This window comes from Chloroflexus aurantiacus J-10-fl (genome assembly GCF_000018865.1).
GTDB lineage: Bacteria > Chloroflexota > Chloroflexia > Chloroflexales > Chloroflexaceae > Chloroflexus > Chloroflexus aurantiacus.
Genome location: NC_010175.1, coordinates 1,161,674 through 1,183,810, shown reverse-complemented (window position 1 = coordinate 1,183,810; position 22,137 = coordinate 1,161,674). Strand labels below are relative to the sequence as shown.

The 22,137-nt window shown below is 56.3% G+C and carries 20 protein-coding genes; 15 read left to right on the top strand and 5 right to left on the bottom strand.

Annotated features, from left to right (window positions below; translation table 11 throughout):
* Positions 1–99 precede the first annotated feature (99 nt).
* Together carA and CAUR_RS04525 are read left to right on the top strand one after the other, a co-directional pair.
* Complete coding sequence (gene carA / locus CAUR_RS04530; protein WP_012660544.1) at positions 100–1,224, top strand: glutamine-hydrolyzing carbamoyl-phosphate synthase small subunit; 1,125 nt, start codon at positions 100–102, stop codon at positions 1,222–1,224.
* Between the two features lie 108 nt (positions 1,225–1,332).
* Positions 1,333–2,175: a TRM11 family SAM-dependent methyltransferase gene (locus CAUR_RS04525; protein WP_012256753.1), complete on the top strand. Its 843-nt coding sequence runs from the start codon at positions 1,333–1,335 to the stop codon at positions 2,173–2,175.
* Positions 2,176–2,566: 391 nt separating this feature from the next.
* Here CAUR_RS04525 and CAUR_RS04520 read toward each other — a convergent pair whose 3' ends face one another.
* Genes CAUR_RS04520 through CAUR_RS04500 form a run of 5 tightly spaced genes read right to left on the bottom strand, consistent with a single transcriptional unit; the run spans position 2,567 to position 6,752 of the window.
* A complete protein-coding gene (locus CAUR_RS04520) occupies positions 2,567–3,220 on the bottom strand; it encodes a DUF4230 domain-containing protein (RefSeq protein ID WP_012256752.1) in 654 nt (217 codons plus the stop codon).
* An 18-nt stretch (positions 3,221–3,238) separates the two neighbouring features.
* Entirely contained in the window at positions 3,239–3,901 is a 663-nt protein-coding gene (locus CAUR_RS04515) for a DUF4230 domain-containing protein (protein ID WP_012256751.1), read from the bottom strand.
* Positions 3,902–3,916: 15 nt separating this feature from the next.
* A complete protein-coding gene (gene menC, locus CAUR_RS04510; protein ID WP_012256750.1) occupies positions 3,917–5,026 on the bottom strand; it encodes an o-succinylbenzoate synthase in 1,110 nt (369 codons plus the stop codon).
* Complete coding sequence (locus tag CAUR_RS04505; RefSeq protein WP_012256749.1) at positions 5,026–5,739, bottom strand: FKBP-type peptidyl-prolyl cis-trans isomerase; 714 nt, start codon at positions 5,737–5,739, stop codon at positions 5,026–5,028. Before CAUR_RS04505 ends, menC begins: the two co-directional genes overlap by 1 nt.
* 44 nt (positions 5,740–5,783) lie before the next feature.
* On the bottom strand, positions 5,784–6,752 hold the full coding sequence (locus CAUR_RS04500) for a glutaminyl-peptide cyclotransferase (RefSeq protein ID WP_012256748.1): 969 nt from the start codon (positions 6,750–6,752) through the stop codon (positions 5,784–5,786).
* 302 nt (positions 6,753–7,054) lie between these two features.
* On the opposite strand from CAUR_RS04500, the gene CAUR_RS04495 reads away from it, so the two are divergent.
* The 13 genes from CAUR_RS04495 to CAUR_RS04435 all read left to right on the top strand — a co-directional run bounded on the left by CAUR_RS04495 (position 7,055) and on the right by CAUR_RS04435 (position 21,561).
* The gene (locus tag CAUR_RS04495; protein WP_012256747.1) at positions 7,055–7,519 is read left to right on the top strand and encodes a CBS domain-containing protein; all 465 of its coding nucleotides are present in this window, start codon (positions 7,055–7,057) and stop codon (positions 7,517–7,519) included.
* Between the two features lie 792 nt (positions 7,520–8,311).
* Complete coding sequence (locus CAUR_RS04490; protein WP_012256746.1) at positions 8,312–10,273, top strand: PAS domain S-box protein; 1,962 nt, start codon at positions 8,312–8,314, stop codon at positions 10,271–10,273.
* A gap of 686 nt (positions 10,274–10,959) precedes the next feature.
* Entirely contained in the window at positions 10,960–11,997 is a 1,038-nt protein-coding gene (gene selD / locus CAUR_RS04485) for a selenide, water dikinase SelD (RefSeq protein ID WP_083772616.1), read from the top strand.
* A gap of 198 nt (positions 11,998–12,195) precedes the next feature.
* Positions 12,196–12,726 (top strand): chemotaxis protein CheW, encoded by a 531-nt coding sequence (locus CAUR_RS04480; RefSeq protein ID WP_012256744.1) that lies wholly within the window; start codon positions 12,196–12,198, stop codon positions 12,724–12,726.
* A gap of 21 nt (positions 12,727–12,747) precedes the next feature.
* Positions 12,748–13,131, top strand: a complete 384-nt coding sequence (locus CAUR_RS04475) for a response regulator (RefSeq protein WP_012256743.1) — start codon at positions 12,748–12,750, stop codon at positions 13,129–13,131.
* A gap of 20 nt (positions 13,132–13,151) precedes the next feature.
* Positions 13,152–13,541, top strand: a complete 390-nt coding sequence (locus tag CAUR_RS04470) for a CHASE3 domain-containing protein (protein WP_012256742.1) — start codon at positions 13,152–13,154, stop codon at positions 13,539–13,541.
* Entirely contained in the window at positions 13,514–15,010 is a 1,497-nt protein-coding gene (locus tag CAUR_RS04465; RefSeq protein ID WP_012256741.1) for a methyl-accepting chemotaxis protein, read from the top strand. The genes CAUR_RS04470 and CAUR_RS04465 overlap by 28 nt, the downstream gene beginning before the upstream one ends.
* A gap of 130 nt (positions 15,011–15,140) precedes the next feature.
* Complete coding sequence (locus tag CAUR_RS04460; protein WP_012256740.1) at positions 15,141–17,402, top strand: hybrid sensor histidine kinase/response regulator; 2,262 nt, start codon at positions 15,141–15,143, stop codon at positions 17,400–17,402.
* Positions 17,403–17,411: 9 nt separating this feature from the next.
* Positions 17,412–17,780 (top strand): hypothetical protein, encoded by a 369-nt coding sequence (locus CAUR_RS04455; protein ID WP_012256739.1) that lies wholly within the window; start codon positions 17,412–17,414, stop codon positions 17,778–17,780.
* 55 nt (positions 17,781–17,835) lie between these two features.
* Positions 17,836–18,282 (top strand): chemotaxis protein CheW, encoded by a 447-nt coding sequence (locus tag CAUR_RS04450; protein ID WP_012256738.1) that lies wholly within the window; start codon positions 17,836–17,838, stop codon positions 18,280–18,282.
* Between the two features lie 92 nt (positions 18,283–18,374).
* The gene (cheB, locus tag CAUR_RS04445; RefSeq protein ID WP_012256737.1) at positions 18,375–19,418 is read left to right on the top strand and encodes a chemotaxis-specific protein-glutamate methyltransferase CheB; all 1,044 of its coding nucleotides are present in this window, start codon (positions 18,375–18,377) and stop codon (positions 19,416–19,418) included.
* A gap of 202 nt (positions 19,419–19,620) precedes the next feature.
* Positions 19,621–21,030 carry a CheR family methyltransferase gene (locus CAUR_RS04440; protein WP_012660540.1) on the top strand — a complete coding sequence of 470 codons (1,410 nt, stop codon included), beginning with the start codon at positions 19,621–19,623 and terminating at the stop codon, positions 21,028–21,030.
* 150 nt (positions 21,031–21,180) lie between these two features.
* Complete coding sequence (locus CAUR_RS04435) at positions 21,181–21,561, top strand: 2Fe-2S iron-sulfur cluster-binding protein (protein ID WP_012256735.1); 381 nt, start codon at positions 21,181–21,183, stop codon at positions 21,559–21,561.
* Positions 21,562–22,137 lie beyond the last annotated feature (576 nt).

Sequence of the window (22,137 nt, the reverse complement as noted above, 5' to 3'; positions counted from 1 at the left end):
CGATCCAACGAACAACGTAACTTCTATGTTACAATACGCCAAATAGTTGGATGGGCGGCAAGAACTACGCCGCGTCTCACAATGAGAGTACAACAGACAATGGATGCAGTGCTTGTCTTAGAAGATGGTCGCGTCTTTCCCGGGCGGTCGTTCGGTGCCCCGGGTGAGCGTGTTGGTGAGGTTGTTTTTCACACCGGCATGACCGGCTATCAAGAGATTTTGACCGATCCCTCGTACTGCGGTCAACTGGTCACGATGACAGCACCGCACATTGGGAACACCGGCGTCAACGATTTTGACCCGGAGTCGATCCAGCCGCAGGTTGCCGGTTTTATTGTGCGTAGCTACAGCGAACACTACAGCTCATGGCGTGCGCGTGGCAGTCTCTCTCAACTGCTGCGCGACTATGGGATCGTGGCGATTAGCGATGTTGATACCCGTGCCCTCACTCGCCATATCCGTACCGCCGGGGCGATGCGCGGCATTATCTCCACAACCGGCGAGTCGATAGAGTCGTTACTCGCGAAATGTCGGGCCGCGCCGCCGATGGAAGGGTTGGATTTAACGCAAGTGGTGACCTGTCCCGAACCGTACCATTGGGCAACCAACAGTGTGCCGTTTACCCCGCCCTACCCGAACGGCCCGGCGCAAGAACTGCGCTTCCACGTTGTTGCTTACGACTTCGGCCTCAAGCGCACCATTTTGCGCCGTCTGGTCGATCATGGCTGTCGGGTGACGGTGGTACCGGCCACAACTCCACCCGAAGATGCGCTGGCCCTCCAACCCGACGGTATCTTCTTCTCGAATGGGCCGGGCGATCCGGCAGCGGCGACCTATGCTGTGGCCACGCTGCGCTCGCTGCTCGGTAAACTCCCGATCTTTGGCATCTGTCTCGGCCATCAATTGATGGGGCTGGCCCTCGGCGGGCGCACCTACAAGTTGCCGTTCGGCCACCACGGTGCCAACCATCCGGTGCGCTATCTGCCCACCGGTCGGGTTGAGATCACCTCGCAGAATCATGGGTTTGCCGTCGATCCGGACTCGTTGCCGGCAGGTGTTGTTTTGACCCATATCAACCTGAATGATCAGACCCTGGAGGGTTTTGATTATCCTGAATTGCAGTGCTTCAGTGTGCAGTACCACCCCGAAGCAGGGCCAGGGCCACACGATGCAACCTATCTCTTTGCCCGCTTTGCCGAGGCAATGGCTGCCCGCCGTTCGTAGGCGGAAGCAGGCCGGGAAGGTGGCCGGGGGAGAGACGGCCACCTTCTGCGTTACCCATGCCTGCGCCAGACCGAATCAAGACACCGTGCAGATGTAGAGCAGAACGCCATGAGCAGCGAACACGATCCCCGTAACCGGCTCAACGACCTCGATGCGCGGGAGTGGACGTATGCGCTGCGTTCTGTCATCAGCACTGCGTATCCAACCCGTGGGCCGGAGAGCTTTGCCCACCATCTCCGTCGTCAGCACCCCTCACCCAAACCGCCCCAACTTATGGCCGAACTCATCCGCTTCTTCACCCGCCAGCATGGTCACGTGCTCGATCCGTTTGCCGGGGTTGGTGGTACGCTGATCGCCAGTTCGCTGGAGGGGCGCACGGCAGTCGGTATCGATCTTTCAGCCGAATATGCAACCATCTACCAGGCGGTTTGTGCTGAGCTACAGATCGCGCCGCAAACCTATGTGGTTGGCGATGCCCGTAATCTGCTCGAACTGCCGGAGGTGCGGGAACGACCGTTTGATCTGATTCTGACCGATCCGCCATATGCGGCCATGATGGCGCGCCCGAAAACCGGCGAGCGGCGTAAACGCGGTCGGCCCAATCCCACGCCGTTCACAACATCAGCGGCGGATTTGGGCAATCTGCCATACCACGAGTTTATCGGTGAACTATGCACCATCCTCACCGCTGCGCTCCAGGTGTTGCGTCCCGGCGGGTATCTGGTGATCTTTGCCAAAGACCTGCAACCCACTCCTGAGCACCACAACATGCTCCACGCCGATCTGGTGATTGCCCTGCGCCAGGTACCGGGGCTTGAGTATCGTGGCTACCGGATATGGCACGACCAGAGTCAGCGACTGTACCCGTTTGGCTACCCGTATGCGTTCGTGGCAAATCAGATGCACCAGTTTATTCTGATCTTTCGCTGGCGGGGGGATGGGAAGGGGTGAGGTTCTGAAAGGTAGAAGTCATCTCTTTAATCTTAGAATACGAGAAGCTATCTCATTCATTGCCGACTGATTCCATGATCGTGACGAGCACACACAGCATCCTCGTGACCAGCCGGGTCAACGATGTGCCACGCGCCGGATCATGAGCACAGCTGGCGCGGCAGCCATGCTGCCGCACGCCAAACGCTGCGACACGCGCATGACGCGCGGGTAAGGCAACCAATCCAGTGCGTGATGGCACGACCAGAGCTGCGCTTTGCCAACAGGCCAGGAGCAGGATAAACTGTCTTTGGTGATTGACGAGCGTTCATGCGCCTGGGTAACAGTCTGGGAGCACGAAGCACAGCTTTTATGAAATAAGTTCTAATAACTTCCCATCACTTACAGGCATCTACGGCGCACTATACCCGCGCACGATGACCCGCACCTCGGCGATGCCCAGGCTGTTGAGGAATTGGGTGTAGTAGGTTTCGGCATCACGGGCGGCCTGTGACAAAATGCCCGACTCGATAGCAGCTTCTACCAGTGCGGCCTTTGCCTCGGCATCAACGGATTGAAAGAATTGTTCGAGTTCGGTGCGCGGGCAGATGAAGCCGGGACAGAAATCGGTATTCTCGATGATCCGGCTATTAGTCAGATCGAGGCTTACCTGATCGGTGAAGACTTGTGGCGGCGGTAGGGTGATCTGGACCCGGCGGCCATCGCTGCTCACCCAGACATCTTCGGGGCGCAGTTGACTCAGATCGATACCGGCGGGCACCCGACCCCGGATCAGCACCAGAAACTCCTGGCGCACTCCCAGATTGCGCAAAAATGTCGCCCAGCCACCCGGCGCATCGAGATGGCGGATTTCCACACCGGCGTAGTGCTCGATGAAAATCTGCTTATTCACGCGCCGCACGGCCTCTATAATCTGCGGCCCCACAGTGGTGGTTGAGGTGGCCTGCGGCGCAGATGGATTCTGAAACGCCTGGATAACACTCCAGATCAGAAAGAGCACCGCAGCAATGGCGAACCCGTTCCAGATCAGTTTCAACGTGCGCATAGATGCATCCACCTCACGCTACGGGGTGAGCGGTTCGATAACGACGCGACTAAAGCCGAGATCATCGATCAGCCAGCGTTCGAGGCGGCGGTAGGCAACTTCGCTGGCGATGCTGATCAATCCCTGATCACCGGCAACCCGTTGTTTGATGTCGGCGCGGGCCTGGGCCAGGGCCTGATTCTGCGCCGCTGTGATCTGACTGCCGATCCAGCGACGCGACTCGCCGATCACCTCGATCTCAATCGGATTTGGTTCGCCGGACACGGTGGCCCGTGGTAATCGGATCAGTAGCGTATTACCATCACGCCGAATCTGGGCCTGGCTTAGATCAACGGCCAGGCGAACCTCGGCGGTCACTTTCAGCGTGATCTCATCACGGCCAAAGAAGCTCTGTGCTCCGCTCACCGTCGTGACGGTTGTGACCGGAAATTTGATCGCCAGCTCGATTGACGGATCGATCCGGCGTAGATCGGGCAGCGGAATGAGTGTCGGGGCAACCGCTGCCTGGGTTGGTGGCAATGGAGTAAATGTCGGTGGTGATGTCGGCCACGGCTCGGCTGTGACAGGCGTCGCGACTGGCGCCGGGGTGCGCCAGCCGCTGTTGACGAACACGAGCAGACCAATCATCACGAGCGCCACCACGCCGCTCACCAGCCATTGAATTGGGCGCTGTTCCATCATGCATTCCACATGCTGCTACGCACGCAGCATGACATAATCGGTCGTGACTGCCGCAAGACGTTCCAGATCGACCTCAGCCCCACTCCCTGGCCCGGTTGGGACGCTGAGTGTACTGTCGGGGTTGAGCGTAAACGGGTTGGTCACAATGTCCTGGTGGAAGTAGCGATCATTCGCGCTGATGTCGCCGGGCAGGCTAAAGTTGGGCAGACTGGCCAGCCCGACGTTGGCAGCCCGCCCGATGCCGGTTTCGAGCATGCCGCCGCACCAGACCGGGATGCCGGCGGCCTGTGCCAGATCGTGAATTCGCCGGGCTGCCGTAAAACCACCAACCCGCGACGGTTTGATATTGATTACGCCGCAGGCACCCAACTCAATTGCCCAGCGGGCATGATCTGGCGAGACAATGCTCTCATCGAGACAAATCGGCGTGCGGAGCAGCCGCTGAAGTTTGGCGTGATCGATGATGTCGTCATGCGCCAGGGGCTGCTCGATCAACAACAGATCAAACTCGTCGAGCCGGGCCAACTGGTCGGCCTGATCGAGGGTGTAGATGCTGTTGGCATCAACCTGCAAGCGCAGATCGGGCCAGCGCTCGCGTACAGCCCGTGTTGGCTCGACATCCCAGCCCGGTTTGATCTTGAGTTTCACCCGCTGGTAACCGGCATTGACATAACCGGCGACCACATCAAGCAACGCCTCTATCGACTCCTGGACACCAACACTGACACCAACTTCCACCCGTTGCCGGGTGCCGCCGAGCATTGTGCTCAGGCTCGTGCCCTGTGCGCGCCCGAACAGATCCCAGGCGGCGAACTCAAGACCGGCCCGTGCCATGCGGTTGCCGCGCACACGGGTAAAGATCGCATCCACCTCCTCTGGCCGGCTCAGATCACGCCCCAGCAGCATCGGGGCCAGAATCTCGCGCATCATCACCCAGGCGGTAGATTGGGTCTCTTCGTTGTACCACGGCCCCACGCCAACCGGAGCTTCGCCCCAGCCCACTACCCCCTCGCTATGCAGGGTCACAATCACCGAATGATTGGCCTCTTCCCGCCAGCCGCTCGTCTCGAAGGGTGCCCGGTATGGCAACCGGATCCGTCGCAATTCGATGGCCTCAATCCGCATCAACGCACCTCCAACAGCTCCACTTCAAAGATCAGAGTTGCTCCTGGTGGGATCACACCACCCGCCCCGCGATTGCCGTAGGCCAACGCCGCCGGAATAATTAACTGACGACGCCCGCCAACCCGCATACCGGCAACCCCTTCATCCCAGCCCCGAATGACTCGTCCGGCACCGAGCGGAAAGACAAACGGTTCCCCACGGCTGAGCGAGCTATCGAACATACTGCCGTCGGTGAGCCAGCCGGTGTAGTGGACGGTTACAGTGCGACCGGCCATGGCGGTTGCCCCATCACCAACTGTTAGATCGGCGTATTGCAGGCCACTGGCACTGGTCGTATACCGATCAGCCGGCAGGTCTTGCGGCGCTTCCGGTGGGCCGGGCAAAACCTCAACCAGCTCAACATCGAAGGTCAGGGTTGCGTTCGGTGGAATCACCGGCGGATACCCCATCGCTCCATAGCCGAGATGGGGCGGAATAATCAACCGCGCCTTGCCACCAACCCGCATCAGGCCAATCCCCTCATCCCAGCCGGGAATGACCATCCCGACACCGAGGGGAAAGCGGATCGGCTCGCCACGCTCATACGAACTATCAAACACACTGCCATCGGCCAGCATCCCGCGATAGTGAACGGCGACAATCGCACCGGGTTGGGGCTGCTCGCCATCACCGGCCTGAATTTCGACGTACTGGAGGCCACTTGCTGTGGTCATGATCGACTCCTGTCTGTTGAGGCCCTGATGGGCACGGATACATACTACTGACCTTCCGAATTGGAGATCAGCGGAAGATACATCGTCTGTTCAAGCGCGATGGCGAACAAGCGCGGCCAGTATTTGCCGGTGACGTAGATCAACCCACGCTCTTGATCGTAGGCAATCCCGTTCAGCACGTCGGCGGCAGCACGCTCGGTTGGCGAGAGTAATCCACTCAGATCGAGAATACCGGTCACCTGACCGGTGTTCGGATCGATGCGCACAATCTGATCACTATACCAGACATTGGCGAAGATCGCGCCATTGATATACTCCAGCTCATTCAAGCGGTCACGCGGTTGATCGCCAATCCTTACTGTGACCGTGCGCTCAATCACAAGCTGGCCCGTCGCGACCGTCGCTTCCGGATCGATAAAGTAGAGCGTCGCTGTGCCATCGCTCATAATCAGCGACGAGCCGTCGTAGGTTAAGCCCCAGCCTTCGCGCGGCATGGTTGCCGGCGGCACCGGGTAAGTGAATGAACCGATCTGATTAAACGTCGCAACATCGTAGATCAACCCACGCTGATTCTGCCAGGTCAGTTGAAAGATGCGATCACCAATCCGGGCAATCCCTTCCCCGTAGAGGGCCGGATCGCCGAGGCCAACGCTGCGCAACACCTGACCGGTCTCCAGCTCCACTTCGCGGAGTGACGAATTGGCGTAATCGCCGGTTCCTTCAAACAGCCGACCTGGCCCGGCAACGATCAGTCCCTGGGTCCATGCACGCGGATCGTGGGGATAGGACGCAACAACCCGATAGGGAAGCAGTGGCGGTGCCTGAGCTGTGGTGTCAGCGGCGCCGACCAACGGCAACAGCAGATGCGTGGCAGTCGGGGTTGGGGCCGGCACCTCGGCCAGCGGAATTGCGATCAGGGTGGTCGGTGTTGGTGCAGGCTGATTGGCGGGTGCAGAACCACACCCGGCCAACAGACCTATTACCACCAATACCAGCCAACGCAACCAGTTCACGGGTACGCCCTTTCTGGTTTCATGCAAGCGGCATCACAGCGACCCTTCTGCCTGTCTTGCTATAGCCCAGGCTGCACAACACCTGCAAACAGACCACCTTTCGGCAGAGGTATTGTACCACCTTCAGCCGTGGTTGGAATACGTTGCGGCGGATACTTACCCCCAGGGTTGCAACGTCATTCTTTACCATCTGGTTGACAGATCATCACTACGCAAGGGAAAGAAATCCTCTTCAAAAGAGCCGCTCTTGTGCTAAGATCACAACTACAGACATCCAGTTTATCAGCGCAAGGAGGCGCGCCATGACGAACAAAACAAAAACGACCGTTCCGGTCGAACAAGAGATTCGCTACTGGATGCGCACACCGGCTATCACCATCAACCTGGCTGCGCCACTCAGCGAAGCGCTGGCCCTGATGCGCGAGCACGACATCCGGCGGCTACCGGTGGTGGTTGATACGGGTGAATTGCGCGGCATTATCACACAGGGTGACATTCGCGGCGCCGATATTATGCGGGTCGCCGGTCTCGATCCGGTCGATATTGCCCAGGCCCTGCGTAATGTAAAGGTCTACGAGGTCATGACCGAAGACCCAATTGCGGTTACGCCGGAGACCAGTCTGCGCGAGGCGGCGTTGTTGATGATCGAGAACAAGATTGGCGGCTTACCGGTGATTGACGAAAACAAGCGTGTGATCGGCATCATCACCGAGAGCGATCTGTTCGAGGCGCTGGTGCAGCAGCTTGAGACGCATCCGCGGTTCTGAGGCTTGAGATATGGGGAGAGAAAATAGGAAATAGGAGAGAGGAAAAAGGAGAAAAGAGTGGTGTGCTGAGTGGGTGCGGGGGGTGTTGCGCGTTGCATGCGGTCTGGGAGCGGTGATTAATGATCTAACCCTGCTTCTCAACCCTAAGGGGAGAGGAGCAGGGGATTTTTTTCAGAAGAAGTGTGCGTTGAGGTGTCTTCAGGTGTGAATATGCGTGACAGGACTGGTGGTGCTGGTGCGCACTGGCAGCGTATGACAACCCAAGTGCTACCTTTGTCACCACAGAGGCACGGAGGACACAGAGGATGGGCATAACCCGCTTTGCTACCGTGAAGTGTGACGGATCGCGTCGTTGCGCGCAGCGTCGTGCTGTTCATCCTGGCAGCCAGCCTCACGTGGCCTGCTCACAGCATAGGTGGCGACTTTGGTTATCTATAAACCAGACTTGAGATGAGGGGTTGAATTTTTGGGCTTGCTGAAAAGGGCGGACAACAGGCATCCCAATCATCGTCGAGCTACCAAACCGTACCACACATTCGTTAAAAAGTGGTAAAATCGGGCAAACCTTGAGGCAAGGGATACATATCATTCTGGGAAGAGAAGATATGCCTCCCTGCTCGATGCAGCCATTCAGACAGGCAACACGATGCAGACGTTCCTTGTTGCACGCTGTTGCCAACTTACCGCACGCTCAGGTTCTGCATGACGTGCTGAAAAGCACCGATGCACAACCAAACTATCCTGCTTTACTATACCGCTTCGTAACAACCAGGCAATGCAGGAGTTATCGAAATGACACATCAATCGAGTTCATCGCCGTCCCTTCCCCCTCACCAACTCGAACACTTCTCCAGGGTTCTTGAATTTGCCGGTCTGATCCTTACCGAGTCAGATGCGCAGGGGAATATCACCTATATCAACCAGGCTACCCGCCGCTACTTCGGCTACGCACCAGAGGAATGTATTGGGAAGTCGGTACTGGCCTTTACCCACCCCGATGATCGTGAAACCCTTCAGCAGACGATGATCGAACTCGTCAACCGCCAGCAACGCTCAGCAGAGATCGAAAATCGGGTGATTCATCGTGATGGTACCGTTTGTACATTCCTCTGGTCAATCGTCATCCACTACGACGACAATGGTAACCTGACCGGGTTCACATCCATTGGCCAGGATATTTCGACACTTCATCAATTGCGCGACAAATTGTACGAAAAACGCGAAATTCTCTACAACGTGATCGATAATCTTCCCCTGGGTATTTTCTGGAAAGACAAAGAGTCGCGCTTTCTGGGTTGTAATCGACGTGTCCTTCAGGATGCCGGTCTCAGTACCTTCGCTGAAATTATTGGCAAAACCGACTTTGAGTTGCCGTGGCGAGATAAGGCAGCCGCCTATCAGGCCCATGATCAGGTTGTGCTAACCTCTGGGCCGCGGCTGAATATCGAAGAGACCCTTGTGCGTGGTGATGGCAGTTCCATCTGGTTGCGAACCGGCAAAGTACCACTGATCCGCAATCAACAGGTGGCCGGTGTCATTGGCTTCTACGAAGATATTACCGAACAGCAACAGAAAGAACAAGAACGGCGAACATTGCTCTTGCTCGTAGAGAATGCCCCCGATGGCATTGCGCTGCTCGATCCGCAGTTGACAATCACCTACGCCAACCCGGCATGGTTGACGATGTTAGGCAAACACGAACTGGTTGGACAGTCGTGGGTCGATCTTGTGCATCCTGACGACCGTCCGCAGATTGCAACCATCGTTCAGCAGGCGAAGATCGGCAGCAGTCCGCGCACCAGGTTACGGTATATACACAGCGATGGTTCGGTGATTACCGCATATATATCATTGCCGGTATTACGTAATCGCCAGGGTACGATCACCGGTTATGGCCTTATCAACCACGATATTACTGAAGAATTAAAGTCAGCGGAGCGGCTCAGGGCCAGTGAACAGCGCCAGCGCGCCCTCTTGCAGGCCATTCCTGATCTCATCTTTCTCATGACGCCAGATGGCGTTTTTCTTGATTATCACACAAATGAAATTGCCTTTGCTGTTCCACCAGAGCAATTTCTCAACCGACATTTTGCTGAGGTGTTGCCTCCAGCACTGGCCGAGCTGACGGCACGTAACCTGGAAGAATTGAAGCGCACTGGCAGCATCCAGCGTTACGAGTACCAGATGCAGATAGATGGGCAGATACGCGACTATGAAGGACGTATGACGCTGAGTGGGAATGATGTGTTGGTCGCGATTCGTGACATTACAGATCGGCGCCAGTCTGAGCGTGAACGCCAGACCATTGCGATGCAAGAGCAGATCATTGCCGCACAGCAAGCAATCTTACACGAACTGAGCACGCCATTGTTGCCAATTGCCGATGGAATTGTGGCGATGCCGCTGATTGGGGCCATCGACTCAAGTCGTGCCCAGCTCGTGATGGAGTCCCTGCTCAGTGGCGTGGCTGAATATCGGGCGGCGATAGCGATTATCGACATCACTGGCGTCAAGGTGGTAGACACCCAGGTGGCGGGAGCGTTGCTGCGTACTGCCCAGGCGGCAGGGATGTTGGGCGCCCAGGTCGTGATTACCGGGATTCGACCGGAAATTGCGCAAACGATGGTGTATATCGGTGCTGATCTGGGTAATGTGGTGACGAAGGCAACACTGCAAGAGGGGATTGCCTTCGCGCTTAATCACCGGCGGGTCAAACAATCAACGCAGAATGGAAACGTCAGGATGATGAAATAGCCGGCGTGCGTGGCGTGCATTGCGAAGATCAGGTCAGTACTCTACGAGTAGAGGGTCTGGTGATGCGTTGAACGTCCTCTCCCCCGGACCCTCTCCCGCGCACGCCTATGCATTACCCACATGCCACATAGAAGCCGGTATGCCCCCTTATAGCACATGGTGCTGGACACGGCGCATCGTTCGTCACGCACACCAGGCAGTCATGGGTTCGGCAGCGCCCTGCTCCTCGTCGGCAGGCCAGCCCTGCGGTCGTGCGGACTGAAGCCCTGCCTCACGACCTGCACACCCCTGCGGGGCTATCCACGAGCGTCTGGCCCCACTCCCCGCCGGCAGGCCAGCCCCGGAGGGGCTTTCACGAATTGAGGCAGGGTTTAACCCGCTGACTCGTCGGCCATCACCCCCGCTCCCGCACGCGAGCTATGCAGTATTCGAGTAATGGGTAACGCATAGCGCGCATGCGAGAGAGGGGAGACCAGAAGCCTGCGCTGGATCTTTCTGATGGAGTGGTGGTTGAGTTCGCTCATAGTTGCTGTCTGTCCCTGAACCTGCCGCACGGAAGAGGGGAGAATAGAAGCCTGCGCTGAGGCGCCCTGATGCATTCACATCGCAATCATACGAAGCAGCACGATCTAACACCGATAGGCTATAATACGATTGAACCGACAACCGTTGCTGAGACCCGAACCATGGACAAACGCGAACAGATTCGTTTGACAACTCTGGCTGCATGCGCCGGCTGAGCAGCGAAGTTGGGGCCGGGTGCTCTGACGACGATGCTGGCGACGTTGCGCATTCCACCCCAGGCTCAGGTGTTGGTCGGCCTGACTGAAGGTGATGACGCGGCAGTCTACCAATTGAATAGCGATACCGCCCTGGTACAGACGGTTGATTTCTTCCCGCCCATCGTTGATGACCCGTACACCTATGGCGCTATCGCCGCTGCCAATGCCCTGAGCGATGTCTACGCAATGGGAGGGAAGCCATTGTTTGCGTTGGCCATCGCTGCCTTCCCCGATGACCTGGATCAGTCAGTGATGTCGGCGATCTTGCAGGGTGGCATTGACAAAGCTGCCGAAGCCGGGGTAGCGGTTGTGGGTGGGCATACCGTAAGCGACCGTGAGCCGAAATATGGCCTCTGTGTGACCGGTACGATTGATCCACGACAGATTATCACGAAAGCCGGTGCCCAACCGGGTGATCGGTTGTTGATCAGTAAGCCGCTCGGTACCGGTGTGATCACGACGGCAGCCAAACGTGACACCATCACCGCTGCTGATCTGGCAACTGCTATCGGTTCGATGTTAACGCTCAATCGCCAGATCGCCGAACTGATGATTCAGGTTGACATCCACGCTGCAACTGATGTCACCGGCTACGGGTTACTCGGCCACGCCGGCGAGATCGCCCGCCAGAGCAAGGTGGCGCTGCATATCACAGCCGACGCCGTACCGCTCTTGCCCGGCGCACTCGCTTACACAGAAGCCGGGATGATCCCCGGCGGCTTGCGCCGTAACCTTGAATTTGCGACGTCATTTACCACCTTTGCCCCTACTGTTCCCCCTGTCTATCAACTGCTGCTGGCCGATCCGCAAACCTCTGGCGGATTGTTGATCGCTGCACCGCCACACGCTGCTGCTGCCTTGCAGGCACTCTGCGCTGAAGTTGGGCAACCGCTGTGGGAGATCGGTGAAGTGATCGATGGTAGTGGTATCGTTGTTCGATAAATCATTCTCTGTGTTATCAAATGTTGATATATCGTAATAGGCTGGTTCCTGGTGGCTGGTATACTGATTCAGCAATAAGGGTTATGTACCCATAACCCAATAGTTGCTGAAAAAACTGTAAGATTGTAACCACTAAAACATACCTCGCCGGCACATCACTGCCGACCCAATGCCATGGAGCAGGCAAAGGAGCCGCCTATGGATCTCAACGAACTCTTCGCCGATCCCGCCACCCGCGAGGTCCTCCGTACCCGAGCCAAAGCCTTAGCCGGCCTGCAGCAGCGAGCCAACAGCGTTGAAGGTGAACTCACTCTTCACTTCCTGCTTGGTGAAGAAACCTACAGTATCCCGGCCAATACTGCCCGCGAAGTGCTCCGCTTCACCCCAGTTGCGTCACTCCCTGGGGTGCCACCGGCAATTCTCGGTCTTGTAAATGTGCGGGGTCGCTTGCTGACGTGCATTGATTTGCGCCCACTGCTCGGCCTTCCCCCCTCGCCTCCGCGTGAAACCATGCACCTGCTTGTTATCAGTGCAGGTGCGGTTGAAGCGGCCTTGTTAGTTGATCAGGTGCTCGACATGCATCGCCATACCGGTGTTCTGCAACCGACACCGGCGATGCTGGCCGGAAACGGTGTCAATTGGATACGCGGAATGGACGAGGCTATGGTGATCCACCTTGATCCGGTAGCACTCTTGCATGATCCACGCCTGACCACCGGCGATCATTAGACATCATTGAAGGAGAAGTCCATGGCTGATTCCGATATCCTGCTCATCGAGGATAGCCCCAGTCAGGCGCTCAACTTTCGCTTGATGCTGGAGCGGGCCGGTTATCAGGTGCAGGTGGCGCCTGACGGCCTGACCGGATGGCGTACTGCCCGCACCCAGTTACCACGCATGATCCTGCTCGATATTGACTTGCCTGCGCTTGATGGATTTCAGGTATTGAGCCGCTTGAAGCGCGATCAGCAGACCAGAAACATTCCGGTCGTGATGCTGACCCATCGTGATCGGATAGATAGTGTGCAACGCGCACTCGATTTGGGTGCTAACGATTATCTCTTCAAAGATGATGTGCCCTATGAACTGCTCAATGTCGTATCACAAATTCTGGCCCTATCCGGGCAGGAATAGACCAGCGAAAGGAAGCGGATATGTCATTCCTCAATCAGATTAGCCTCCGCAACAAAATATTGCTGCTCGTGGCATTGCTCTTTGTTGGCATCATTATTGTCTCAGTGGTGGCTTATCAATCGCTGCTCGGCGCCAACGAGCGCGAGCAAGAGGTAAGAATTGCGTACAGCATTATTGCCCATACCCGCCAGCTTGAAGCCAGCATGCACATGATGGAGTCGGGTGAACGGGGTTTTCTGATCACCGGTGATCCGGTGTTTCTGGAGAAGTATGAAAGTGGCAAACAGCTCTATCTGGCTGTGTACAGCGAGATGCAACGGGAAATACCACGCGATTCGGAGTTTTATACATTACTTGAAGAAGTAGATCGCGAGCTTGAGAAATGGAAAACACAGGTTCCGAGCCTTTGATCAACCTGCGCTACGCTGTGAACCGGAATGAAGCGCAACTTGAGCAGGTTATTCAGGGTGTGGCCAGTCGTGCCGGGTACGAAACGTTCACCCGCATCAGTCAGATAATGGAGCAATTGGTGAGTTCTGAGGAAGAGCTGCTCAATCAACTCTCGGAATCCTCAGCCCAAAGTCTGCAAAGTCTCCAGATGGTTTTAATTGGTGGGCCAGGACTCACTGTTGTACTCGGCACACTGCTCACTTTAGTGATTGCCGGCAATATTGATCATCGCCTCAAGAGCGTTACGCAGGCATCCCTGCAAATGGCCGGTGGGCGAATTCATGATCATTATGACCTTCCTGAAGGACGTGATGAAGTTGGGCGGCTGGCCACAGCGTTCCGGCAGATGGCCGAGACCATTCGTCGCCAACTGGAAGAGCAACAACGGGCAAATGATGAACTTCGGGCAGCGAATGCAACCAGGGTGGCGAAGGAATATCTCGAACGCATGGTGCGAGAATACAGCGCCTTTGCTGAAGAAATTGCCCGTGGCAATCTCACGGTGCGACTGCAAGTCTCTAACAATAACGATGATCTGTCGCTGCTCGGTCAACAACTGAACGCGATGGTTGAGGGTTTGCGGACGATTGCCGCTCAGGTCCAGCGTGCCAATACCGATATTTCGAGTACTGCCGCCGAAATTCTGGCTGCCACCACCCAGCAAGCCTCATCCGCAGCAGAGCAATCGGCTGCGCTCACGCAAACTGCAACCACTATCGATGAGGTGAAGGCGATTTCGGTGCAGACGGCAAAACAGGCGACGCAGGTTGCAAACGATAGCCAGAATGCACTCGATATTGCCCGCCAGGGTGCGCAGGCGGTTGAAGACACGATCAATGGCATGAACCAGATTCGCAGTCGCGTGGAAACGATTGCACAGACTATTCTCGGTCTGGCCGAGCAAACGCAGGCGATTGGCGTGATCATGACGACGGTGAGCGAACTGGCCGATCAAAGCAATCTGCTGGCCCTGAATGCGGCTATCGAAGCTGCCCGGGCCGGTGAGCAGGGTAAGAGTTTTGCCGTCGTAGCCCAACATGTGCGTGAACTGGCCGAACGCTCGAAGGCGGCTGCCCAGCAAGTGCGTGATATTTTGGCCGAAATCCAGAAAGCTACCAATGCGGCAGTAATGGTGACTGAAGAGGGAGCCAAGGGGGTTGAGCAGGGTGTCACCCTTGCCGCCCAGGCCGGTCAGATCATTCACCGGATTGCGCGCGAGGTTGAAAACGGTGCTCAGGCCAATATCCAAATGGCTGCCGCTGCCCAGCAACAGATGGTAGGTATGGAGCAGATTGGGCAGGCGATGGCGAATATCCAGCAGGCTACTGCACAGGCATTGGCTTCGACCCGCCAGGCCGAACGGGCAGCGCAGGACCTGCATGCCCTGGCCCAGAAGTTGCAGCAGACAGTAGCTATTTATCGGCTGTAGGTCAGGAAGGACTGGTATCCGGTCACCCTGTTCACTATGGGTGACCGGGTGGAAGTATCTGCGTCAGCGAGCGCGGGACTGTTTTCACTACCGGCTTGCGACCTTACGCTCATCTAACTAAGAGGTTTATATGCTCTCTGATGACGATATTCAGGCGCAGGTGCTGGCCGTCTTTCGCGCAGAACAGGCCGAGCATCGTCAAACCATCATCGATATTCTGCTCGATCTGGAGCGGACACCAGATCACCCTCGCCGTCGTGATCTGGTTGATCACCTGTTTCGAGCCGCTCACAGTCTGAAAGGTGGGGCACGCGCTGCTGGTGTCAAAAGCGTTGAGCAGATCGCTCATCACATTGAGCATATCTTTGCGGCCCTGCGCCAGAACCAGCTTACGCTCACCGCCGATATCTGTGATGTGATTTATCAGGCGCTTGATGTTATTGGCGCGTTGATGGAACAGGCGGTGCCGGGGCAAATAGACGATCAGGACGCATTGGATGACTTACTCGCTCATCTGATGGCAATCGGCCAGAACATGCGCGACGGCGACGCAACCAGTCTATCACCATCTTCATTTACGCCAGAAGATCACACCCGGCAGTCGGCGCCATCGCTGGCCGCCGAAACAAGTGTCCGGGTTGATGTGGCTGTTCTCGACAATTTGATGAGCGAAATGGGGGAGTTGTTAACAAGTACGCTGCGTACCCGTCAGCTTGCCCGTGATCTGCAAGAACTGGCCCGGCTGCCTGAGCGCTGGCAGCGCGCCTGGCGGCGAACTGCACCGTTCCTGCGCCACGGATCGTCGTTGCATGCCAATGGTCAGCTCATTCCGCAAAGTCAACAACAGATTGTCATCGACATGCTCAGGCAGGCAAATGACGTTATCAGTGCACTCGGTACAAGATTGTCTCAGCTTGCCTATCAGGCCCGCGATAATCACGATCTCCTGGCCGATATTAGCACGCGGATGCAGGCCCAGGTGCAGCGTACTCGTATGTCGCCCCTGAGTAGAATTGTCGGTTCATTACGCCTGCACGTGCGCGATTTGGCTCGTAGCGCCGGCAAAGAAGTGACATTTGTCGTCGAAGACTCTGGGGCAGAAGCTGATCGCCAGGTCCTTGATCAGGTGTATGAGATTTGTCTGCATTTGCTCCGCAATGCAGTGGATCATGGGATTGAACCCCCTGAGGTGCGTAAGGCCAGGGGGAAACCACCTACCGGTCTGATCCGCCTGACGGCGAACGCCAGCAGTGACCGCCTCAATCTTGTGATTAGTGACGATGGCGCCGGGATTGATCGAGAAGATATCAAACGGCATGCGCTTCAGCTCGGTCTGTTGAGTCAACATGACAGTGAGCATGCTGACGATGCGATGGTTCTCGATCTCATCTTTACTCCAGGGTTCTCGACCAAATCGCATGTCAGTGAGTTGTCGGGACGGGGGGTTGGCCTTGATGTCGTGCGAACGACTGTCGAGCGGATGGGAGGGAGCGTGACGGTAATGAGTGTTCCCGGTCAGGGCACAACGTTCACTCTGGCTCTCCCGCTCACCCTCATGCGCACGCGCGGTCTGCTGATGTATGTGAATAATCAAGTCTTTGCCTTACCCGTTGATAGTCTACGCCGCGTGGTGCAGGTTAATCGTACCCAACTTCATACCCTGGAAGGTCGTCCGGTTGTGCTTGTTGATGGACGGCCATTACAACTGATTTCCATGGCCCGGCTCATCGGTTTTTCATCAGAAACAGTGATCGATTTCCCTGGTCCCAAGCCGGCATTATTGATCGGGAGTAATGAACGACAAATTGCCTGTATTGTTGATTCTATCGGCGAAGAGATCGATCTCGTCGTTCACCGGCTGCCACCACCATTACAACGGGTTCGCTTTGTCAGTGGCGCGGCAATTCTCGCTGATGGCAGCGTAGCCCCGATCCTTGATGCGGTCGATCTGTTACGAGCAGCCCTGACGGTTGAGCATGCGGTGATGTTACCGACTGCCAATCCTACCCCTGCTCATTCGCCGACGATCCTCGTGGTTGATGACTCAATCACGACCCGTACATTGGAAAAGAACATCCTGGAAGCCGCCGGTTATCGGGTTGTGCTGGCAACTGATGGTCAGGAGGCACTGGAACGATTGCACAACTTGCAAAATCAGGGTGGATGTCAGCTTGTCCTGAGTGATATTGATATGCCACGTTTGAATGGCTTCGATCTGACTCGTCAGATTCGCACCGATCCTGCCTTCCGTCACTTGCCGGTGGTACTCGTTACCTCGCTCGATAGTCCAGCCGACCGCGAACGTGGCCTGGCTGCGGGTGCCGATGCCTATATCGTTAAACGTGCCTTTGATCAGCAAGCACTGCTGGAAACTATCGCACGGTTGCTATGAGATAGTACTATGAAACACATCCAGACCCAAAAAATCACGGTCAGCAATGATGCTGATCTGATACTGCTTCGCCAGATACTGCGCCAGAGTACGCGAACGATGGGGTTTTCGCCTGCGAAACAGGCGCGTATTACTGCCGCGATTAGCGAAGTCTTGCGTGCCTGTATCGCGCATTTCTGTACCAATGATGTGAGTATTCACTGTGAAGATAATAACCACACCCATGCTCTGGTCATCGAATGTGACACAGATGGAGAGACGTACCATCGTGTTGCCAATCAACCATCGGTGCAAACTGCCTATCAATTGATCGATGATGTCAAAGTCAAGTCATCGCCATTCGGCTATCACATTGAGTTCCGCATTGGTGTTGCGTAATCACAGGATGGGATTGGGGAAACATGCTGGATGTGCATAGTGACAGGGCGCATATATGAAGAATCAAACGTTTCTTACTTTTCGAGTTGGTCTGCAAACCTTTTCGCTGCCGGTAGATGTCGTCGTTCAGGTGGTGCGTCTGCCGGCGCTCACCATGCTTGCTGAAGCACCACCGGCAATAGCCGGCTTACTGAATCTGCACGGTCACTTAATCCCGGTGCTGATCGGTCATGTTCTGCTCGATCAACATGGTTCTGTGGGGATCAATAGCTTTGTGATCGTTATCGGTCATAACATTGAGCATCCCATACTGGGTTTGATCGTTGATGAAGTGTACGATGTGGTGACGGTATCTGCTGACCGGTTCGTGCCGCTGGAATATGAGAATAGACTCTTGTGCGCATCGCTACGCATCGATGATCAGATCGTACTGGTGCTTGAGCCATCGGCGCTGTTTGAGCGAGCCAGTTTGCGCCAAACGTTCACAACCGTGCCGGTTTAACCTGTGGCCATCGGAATGTGTGCAGTTTGTGAAACCGGATTATTGAGGTTACACCTGGAAAAGCCTTCTTTCAGCAGTGCCGGGCAACCTGTATGAGTATCAAAGAACCAATTCGGGTTTTGTTAGTTGAAGATTCACCCAGTCAGTTACAACTTCTGCGCTCGTATCTTGAGGCAACACCTGATCTGGTGGTAGTAGGCACCGCTATCAATGGTCGGGATGCTGTCCAATCAACGCTGCGACTGCATCCACACGTGGTAGCAATGGACATCCATTTGCCGGTGTTCGATGGGTATGAAGCAACCCGGCAAATTATGCAACAACGCCCAACACCGATAGTGCTCTTCAGTTCGAGCACCGGCGATGCGGAACAACGCGCTATGGCTGCACTGGCAGCCGGCGCCCTGGCGGTCGTTCGTAAACCGTCTGGCCCTGTCGATCCGGCCAGTGCTGCTGATCGTGACCATTTGATCCGCACGTTACGTTTAATGGCTGGGGTCAAGGTGGTAACCCGCCATCCACCGCGTATGACGCCGAAGCAGATAGATCAGGCCAACAAGGAATATGCCATCCTGGCTATCGCGGCCTCAACCGGTGGTCCGGCAGCGCTGCAAACGATCCTCCGTGATTTGGGAAGCAGTTTCCCGCTGCCGATTGTGATTGCGCAACACGTGACATCAGGATTTATGCGAGCTTTTGCTGATTGGCTTGCCAGTACCATTCCATTGTCGGTTCATGTTGTCGAACAAGAGACGCCGATCCTTCCGGGCCATGTGTATCTGCCGTGCGATGATCACCACCTTGAGATTGTCCGGCAGCATGTGGTTACCATAAAGAGGTCTACGCCGCATGATCGCTATTGCCCGAGTGCTGACCATTTGTTTAGCAGCGTGGCGCATCATTACGGATCACGTGCTATTGGCGTGATTTTGACCGGGATGGGTGACGATGGTGCCCAGGGGTTGCTGGAACTGGCGCGAGCCGGTGGGACAACGTTTGGTCAGGATGAGGCTTCGTGTGTTGTTTATGGGATGCCGAAGATGGCTAAAGTCCGCGGTGCTGTTCATCATGAATTACCACTGGAACAATTGGGGATGGCGGTTTCGGCAGTGCTGGGAAAGGGGGGAAGGGGATAGGAGATAGGAGATAGGAAATAGGAGAGAGGAGAGAGGAGAGAGGAGAGAGGAGAGAGGAGAGAGGAAATAGGAGGTAGGAGAGAGGAGAGAGAAGAGAGAAGAGAGGGAAGAAGAGAGCGGAGAGGAAGCAGGATGTTGGGATTGTTGAGTAGGATTGCTGTTTTCAACGGTTTCTTCAGGCTGGTAAGTTAGAGAGATGCTTATGCTGTCGGATGAGCTTTACCATCGGTTTGCGACGCTATTGCGCCAGCGTGCTGGATTGTGTTACCCAGAGCAGCGTCGTGCTGATCTGACCCATGGCCTGCAACGACTGGCATTGCATCTGGGAGTGGAGAGTTTTGCGCAACTTCTGGCCATGGTTGAGAGCCGTCCGTCAGCCTGGGATGAGCTGATTGCCGAGCTTACCATTGGTGAGACCTATTTTTTTCGTAATGCTGCACAATTCGCGGCGCTGCGTGACATTATCTTGCCCGATCTGATGCAACGCCGTGCAACGATGCGCTATCTCCGGCTCTGGAGTGCCGGTTGTGCGACTGGTGAGGAGCCTTATTCGCTGGCAATCACGTTGCACGAAGTGCTACCCGCCAATCCGCCCTGGCAGGTGAGTATTCTGGCCACCGATATTAATCGGCGGTTTCTCAATCGTGCTCGTGAAGCGCGCTACGGTAACTGGTCGTTTCGCGAAACACCAGATGATCTGCGCGACCGCTATTTTGTAGCTGAACCGGAAAAGGGATTGTGGCGCTTACGTGACGATATTCGTCGAACGGTGACGTTCGCCCAGCTCAATCTTGCTGAACCGACCTATCCGGCACCGCACCTGGGGATTGTGGCCTTCGATCTGATCTTCTGCCGGAATGTCATGATCTATTTCGATGAGGAGACGACCCGGCAGGTCGTGCAGCGGCTGTACGATGCGTTGGTTCCCGGTGGCTGGCTGGTGGTTGGTCACGCTGAACCGAACGTAGTGCTCTACCGACAATTTGAAACTCATAACGCGCCGGGAACCATTCTTTACCGCAAACCATTACAGGCACCGTTGTTTACGAACGCATCAACACCGGTTCAATCTGGGCCTGTAGTGCCAGCGCCTCCGCCAGCGCTACCTGCCTCACCGGTATCACTCTCTTTACCTCCACCTCCCCGTGCATCATCTGCCCCTATCTCATCGGGTGTGCTGTCCAGTGCATCACCTCCTGCACCTGTCCGTGCTGAAGACTTACTGCACGTGGCCCGCACGGCTGCTGATCGGGGTGACTGGCAACAGGCGCAGACACAGATTGAAGCTCTGATCAAAGCCCATCCGCTATTCGCGCCCGCATACCATTTGCAGGGGCAAATCGCTGAGCATCTTGGTCACCTCGAAGCCGCATTAGCTGCCTACCGTCGGAGTGTGTATCTCGATCCACGCTTGATTGTCGGGTATATTGGTATGGCCCATGTGTATACCCAGCTTCAGCAACCCGACGCTGCACGCCGGACTCTGCGCAGTGCACAAACGTTGCTTGGCGCTCTCGCCGATTCTCAGGTCGTTGATGACGCTACCGGTAGTACTGCGGCGGAACTGCGCAATTATGTACGTCTGTTAATGGAGAAAGTTGATCTTCGCTAGCACCGATGTCAGGACGATTGTTCCTGTGACAGCAGCGTGGTAGCACGGCCAGATCGGCGGCGAACGTCGCCGGTGTTGACACCGTGTTCGTCTCGTGGTAGTTTGAAAGTATACTACTATCGCAACTAACGCATTGTCGAGGGAGGACGTATGCCCAAGATCACGATTGGTGATCGTTCGGTTGATGTTGCAGCCGGTACCCGGCTGGTGCTGGCGATTGAGCAGGCCGGGATCGCGATTGGTCACCGTTGTGGCGGTTATGCCCGCTGCACGACCTGCCGGGTGGCGTTTGCCGAAGGTGAGCCTGAAGAGATGACGGCGGCTGAGTACGCCAAACTGAGTGAACGAGGACTGCTTGGACAGTACCGGCTTTCGTGCCAGATTGTTTGTCACCACGATATGGTGATCGCCGACGTACCGATGACCCTCGAAAGTCAGGGCTGGACGGATACCGGTCCTGCGCCTGAGCCAACGGTAACCCCTGATCCGACAACGTTGCCACGGGAAGTTCTTGCCAGTCGGCAAGGGTGACGGGGTGATTGTTTGGACGTTTTCCACAAGTTGTTTCCCGGCAGTATATTTGCGTAAGGGCGGGTTGACGTACCCGCCCATTATGATGCCGTCCAGTAGTTCAGCGATGGACGTTATACGCGAGCGTATGCGGAAGATAAGGCTTTGGTATGAGCTGAACGCCCTCACCCCCGGCCCCTCTCCCGCGCCAGGCGCGCTATGCATTACCCACATGTCGCGCTGCGTTAGGTCGGGCTGCCAGCGCTCCCCGTGGCGCAGGCTTCCGGCCTGCGTGCAGGCATCATCGCCACCGCCGGCAGGGGCTGGCCATGGCCGCTGGTGTGAAGGCTGGACGTCTTCCCCATGGTCTGATCCAACGGCTACCTCCGCTGTTATCATCCGCTTTCCGTTCGTGACGTACGACCCACGCGACAGCAGGGTGACGCGATAGTGCCCAGGATCGCGCACGATGAGATAGGTTCGACTGATGAGCGAAGCGGTTGACAACCTGGGTATGGGTAAGGCATAGCGCTGCGCGGGAGCGGGGAGCGTAGCGGCTGCGATTACCTCTGAACAACCATCCATGGCACGCGATGC

Coding starts and splice junctions, on each gene's coding strand:
- CAUR_RS04470 (WP_012256742.1), top strand. CDS start 13,152: ATGTCATTCCTCAATCAGATTAGCCTCCGCAACAAAATATTGCTGCTC.
- CAUR_RS04460 (WP_012256740.1), top strand. CDS start 15,141: ATGCTCTCTGATGACGATATTCAGGCGCAGGTGCTGGCCGTCTTTCGC.
- CAUR_RS04450 (WP_012256738.1), top strand. CDS start 17,836: ATGAAGAATCAAACGTTTCTTACTTTTCGAGTTGGTCTGCAAACCTTT.
- CAUR_RS04525 (WP_012256753.1), top strand. CDS start 1,333: ATGAGCAGCGAACACGATCCCCGTAACCGGCTCAACGACCTCGATGCG.
- CAUR_RS04480 (WP_012256744.1), top strand. CDS start 12,196: ATGGATCTCAACGAACTCTTCGCCGATCCCGCCACCCGCGAGGTCCTC.
- CAUR_RS04475 (WP_012256743.1), top strand. CDS start 12,748: ATGGCTGATTCCGATATCCTGCTCATCGAGGATAGCCCCAGTCAGGCG.
- carA (WP_012660544.1), top strand. CDS start 100: ATGGATGCAGTGCTTGTCTTAGAAGATGGTCGCGTCTTTCCCGGGCGG.
- CAUR_RS04440 (WP_012660540.1), top strand. CDS start 19,621: ATGCTGTCGGATGAGCTTTACCATCGGTTTGCGACGCTATTGCGCCAG.
- CAUR_RS04495 (WP_012256747.1), top strand. CDS start 7,055: ATGACGAACAAAACAAAAACGACCGTTCCGGTCGAACAAGAGATTCGC.
- cheB (WP_012256737.1), top strand. CDS start 18,375: ATGAGTATCAAAGAACCAATTCGGGTTTTGTTAGTTGAAGATTCACCC.
- CAUR_RS04490 (WP_012256746.1), top strand. CDS start 8,312: ATGACACATCAATCGAGTTCATCGCCGTCCCTTCCCCCTCACCAACTC.
- CAUR_RS04505 (WP_012256749.1), bottom strand. CDS start 5,739: ATGACCACAGCAAGTGGCCTCCAGTACGTCGAAATTCAGGCCGGTGAT.
- CAUR_RS04520 (WP_012256752.1), bottom strand. CDS start 3,220: ATGCGCACGTTGAAACTGATCTGGAACGGGTTCGCCATTGCTGCGGTG.
- CAUR_RS04465 (WP_012256741.1), top strand. CDS start 13,514: ATGGAAAACACAGGTTCCGAGCCTTTGATCAACCTGCGCTACGCTGTG.
- CAUR_RS04515 (WP_012256751.1), bottom strand. CDS start 3,901: ATGATGGAACAGCGCCCAATTCAATGGCTGGTGAGCGGCGTGGTGGCG.
- menC (WP_012256750.1), bottom strand. CDS start 5,026: ATGCGGATTGAGGCCATCGAATTGCGACGGATCCGGTTGCCATACCGG.
- CAUR_RS04435 (WP_012256735.1), top strand. CDS start 21,181: ATGCCCAAGATCACGATTGGTGATCGTTCGGTTGATGTTGCAGCCGGT.
- CAUR_RS04455 (WP_012256739.1), top strand. CDS start 17,412: ATGAAACACATCCAGACCCAAAAAATCACGGTCAGCAATGATGCTGAT.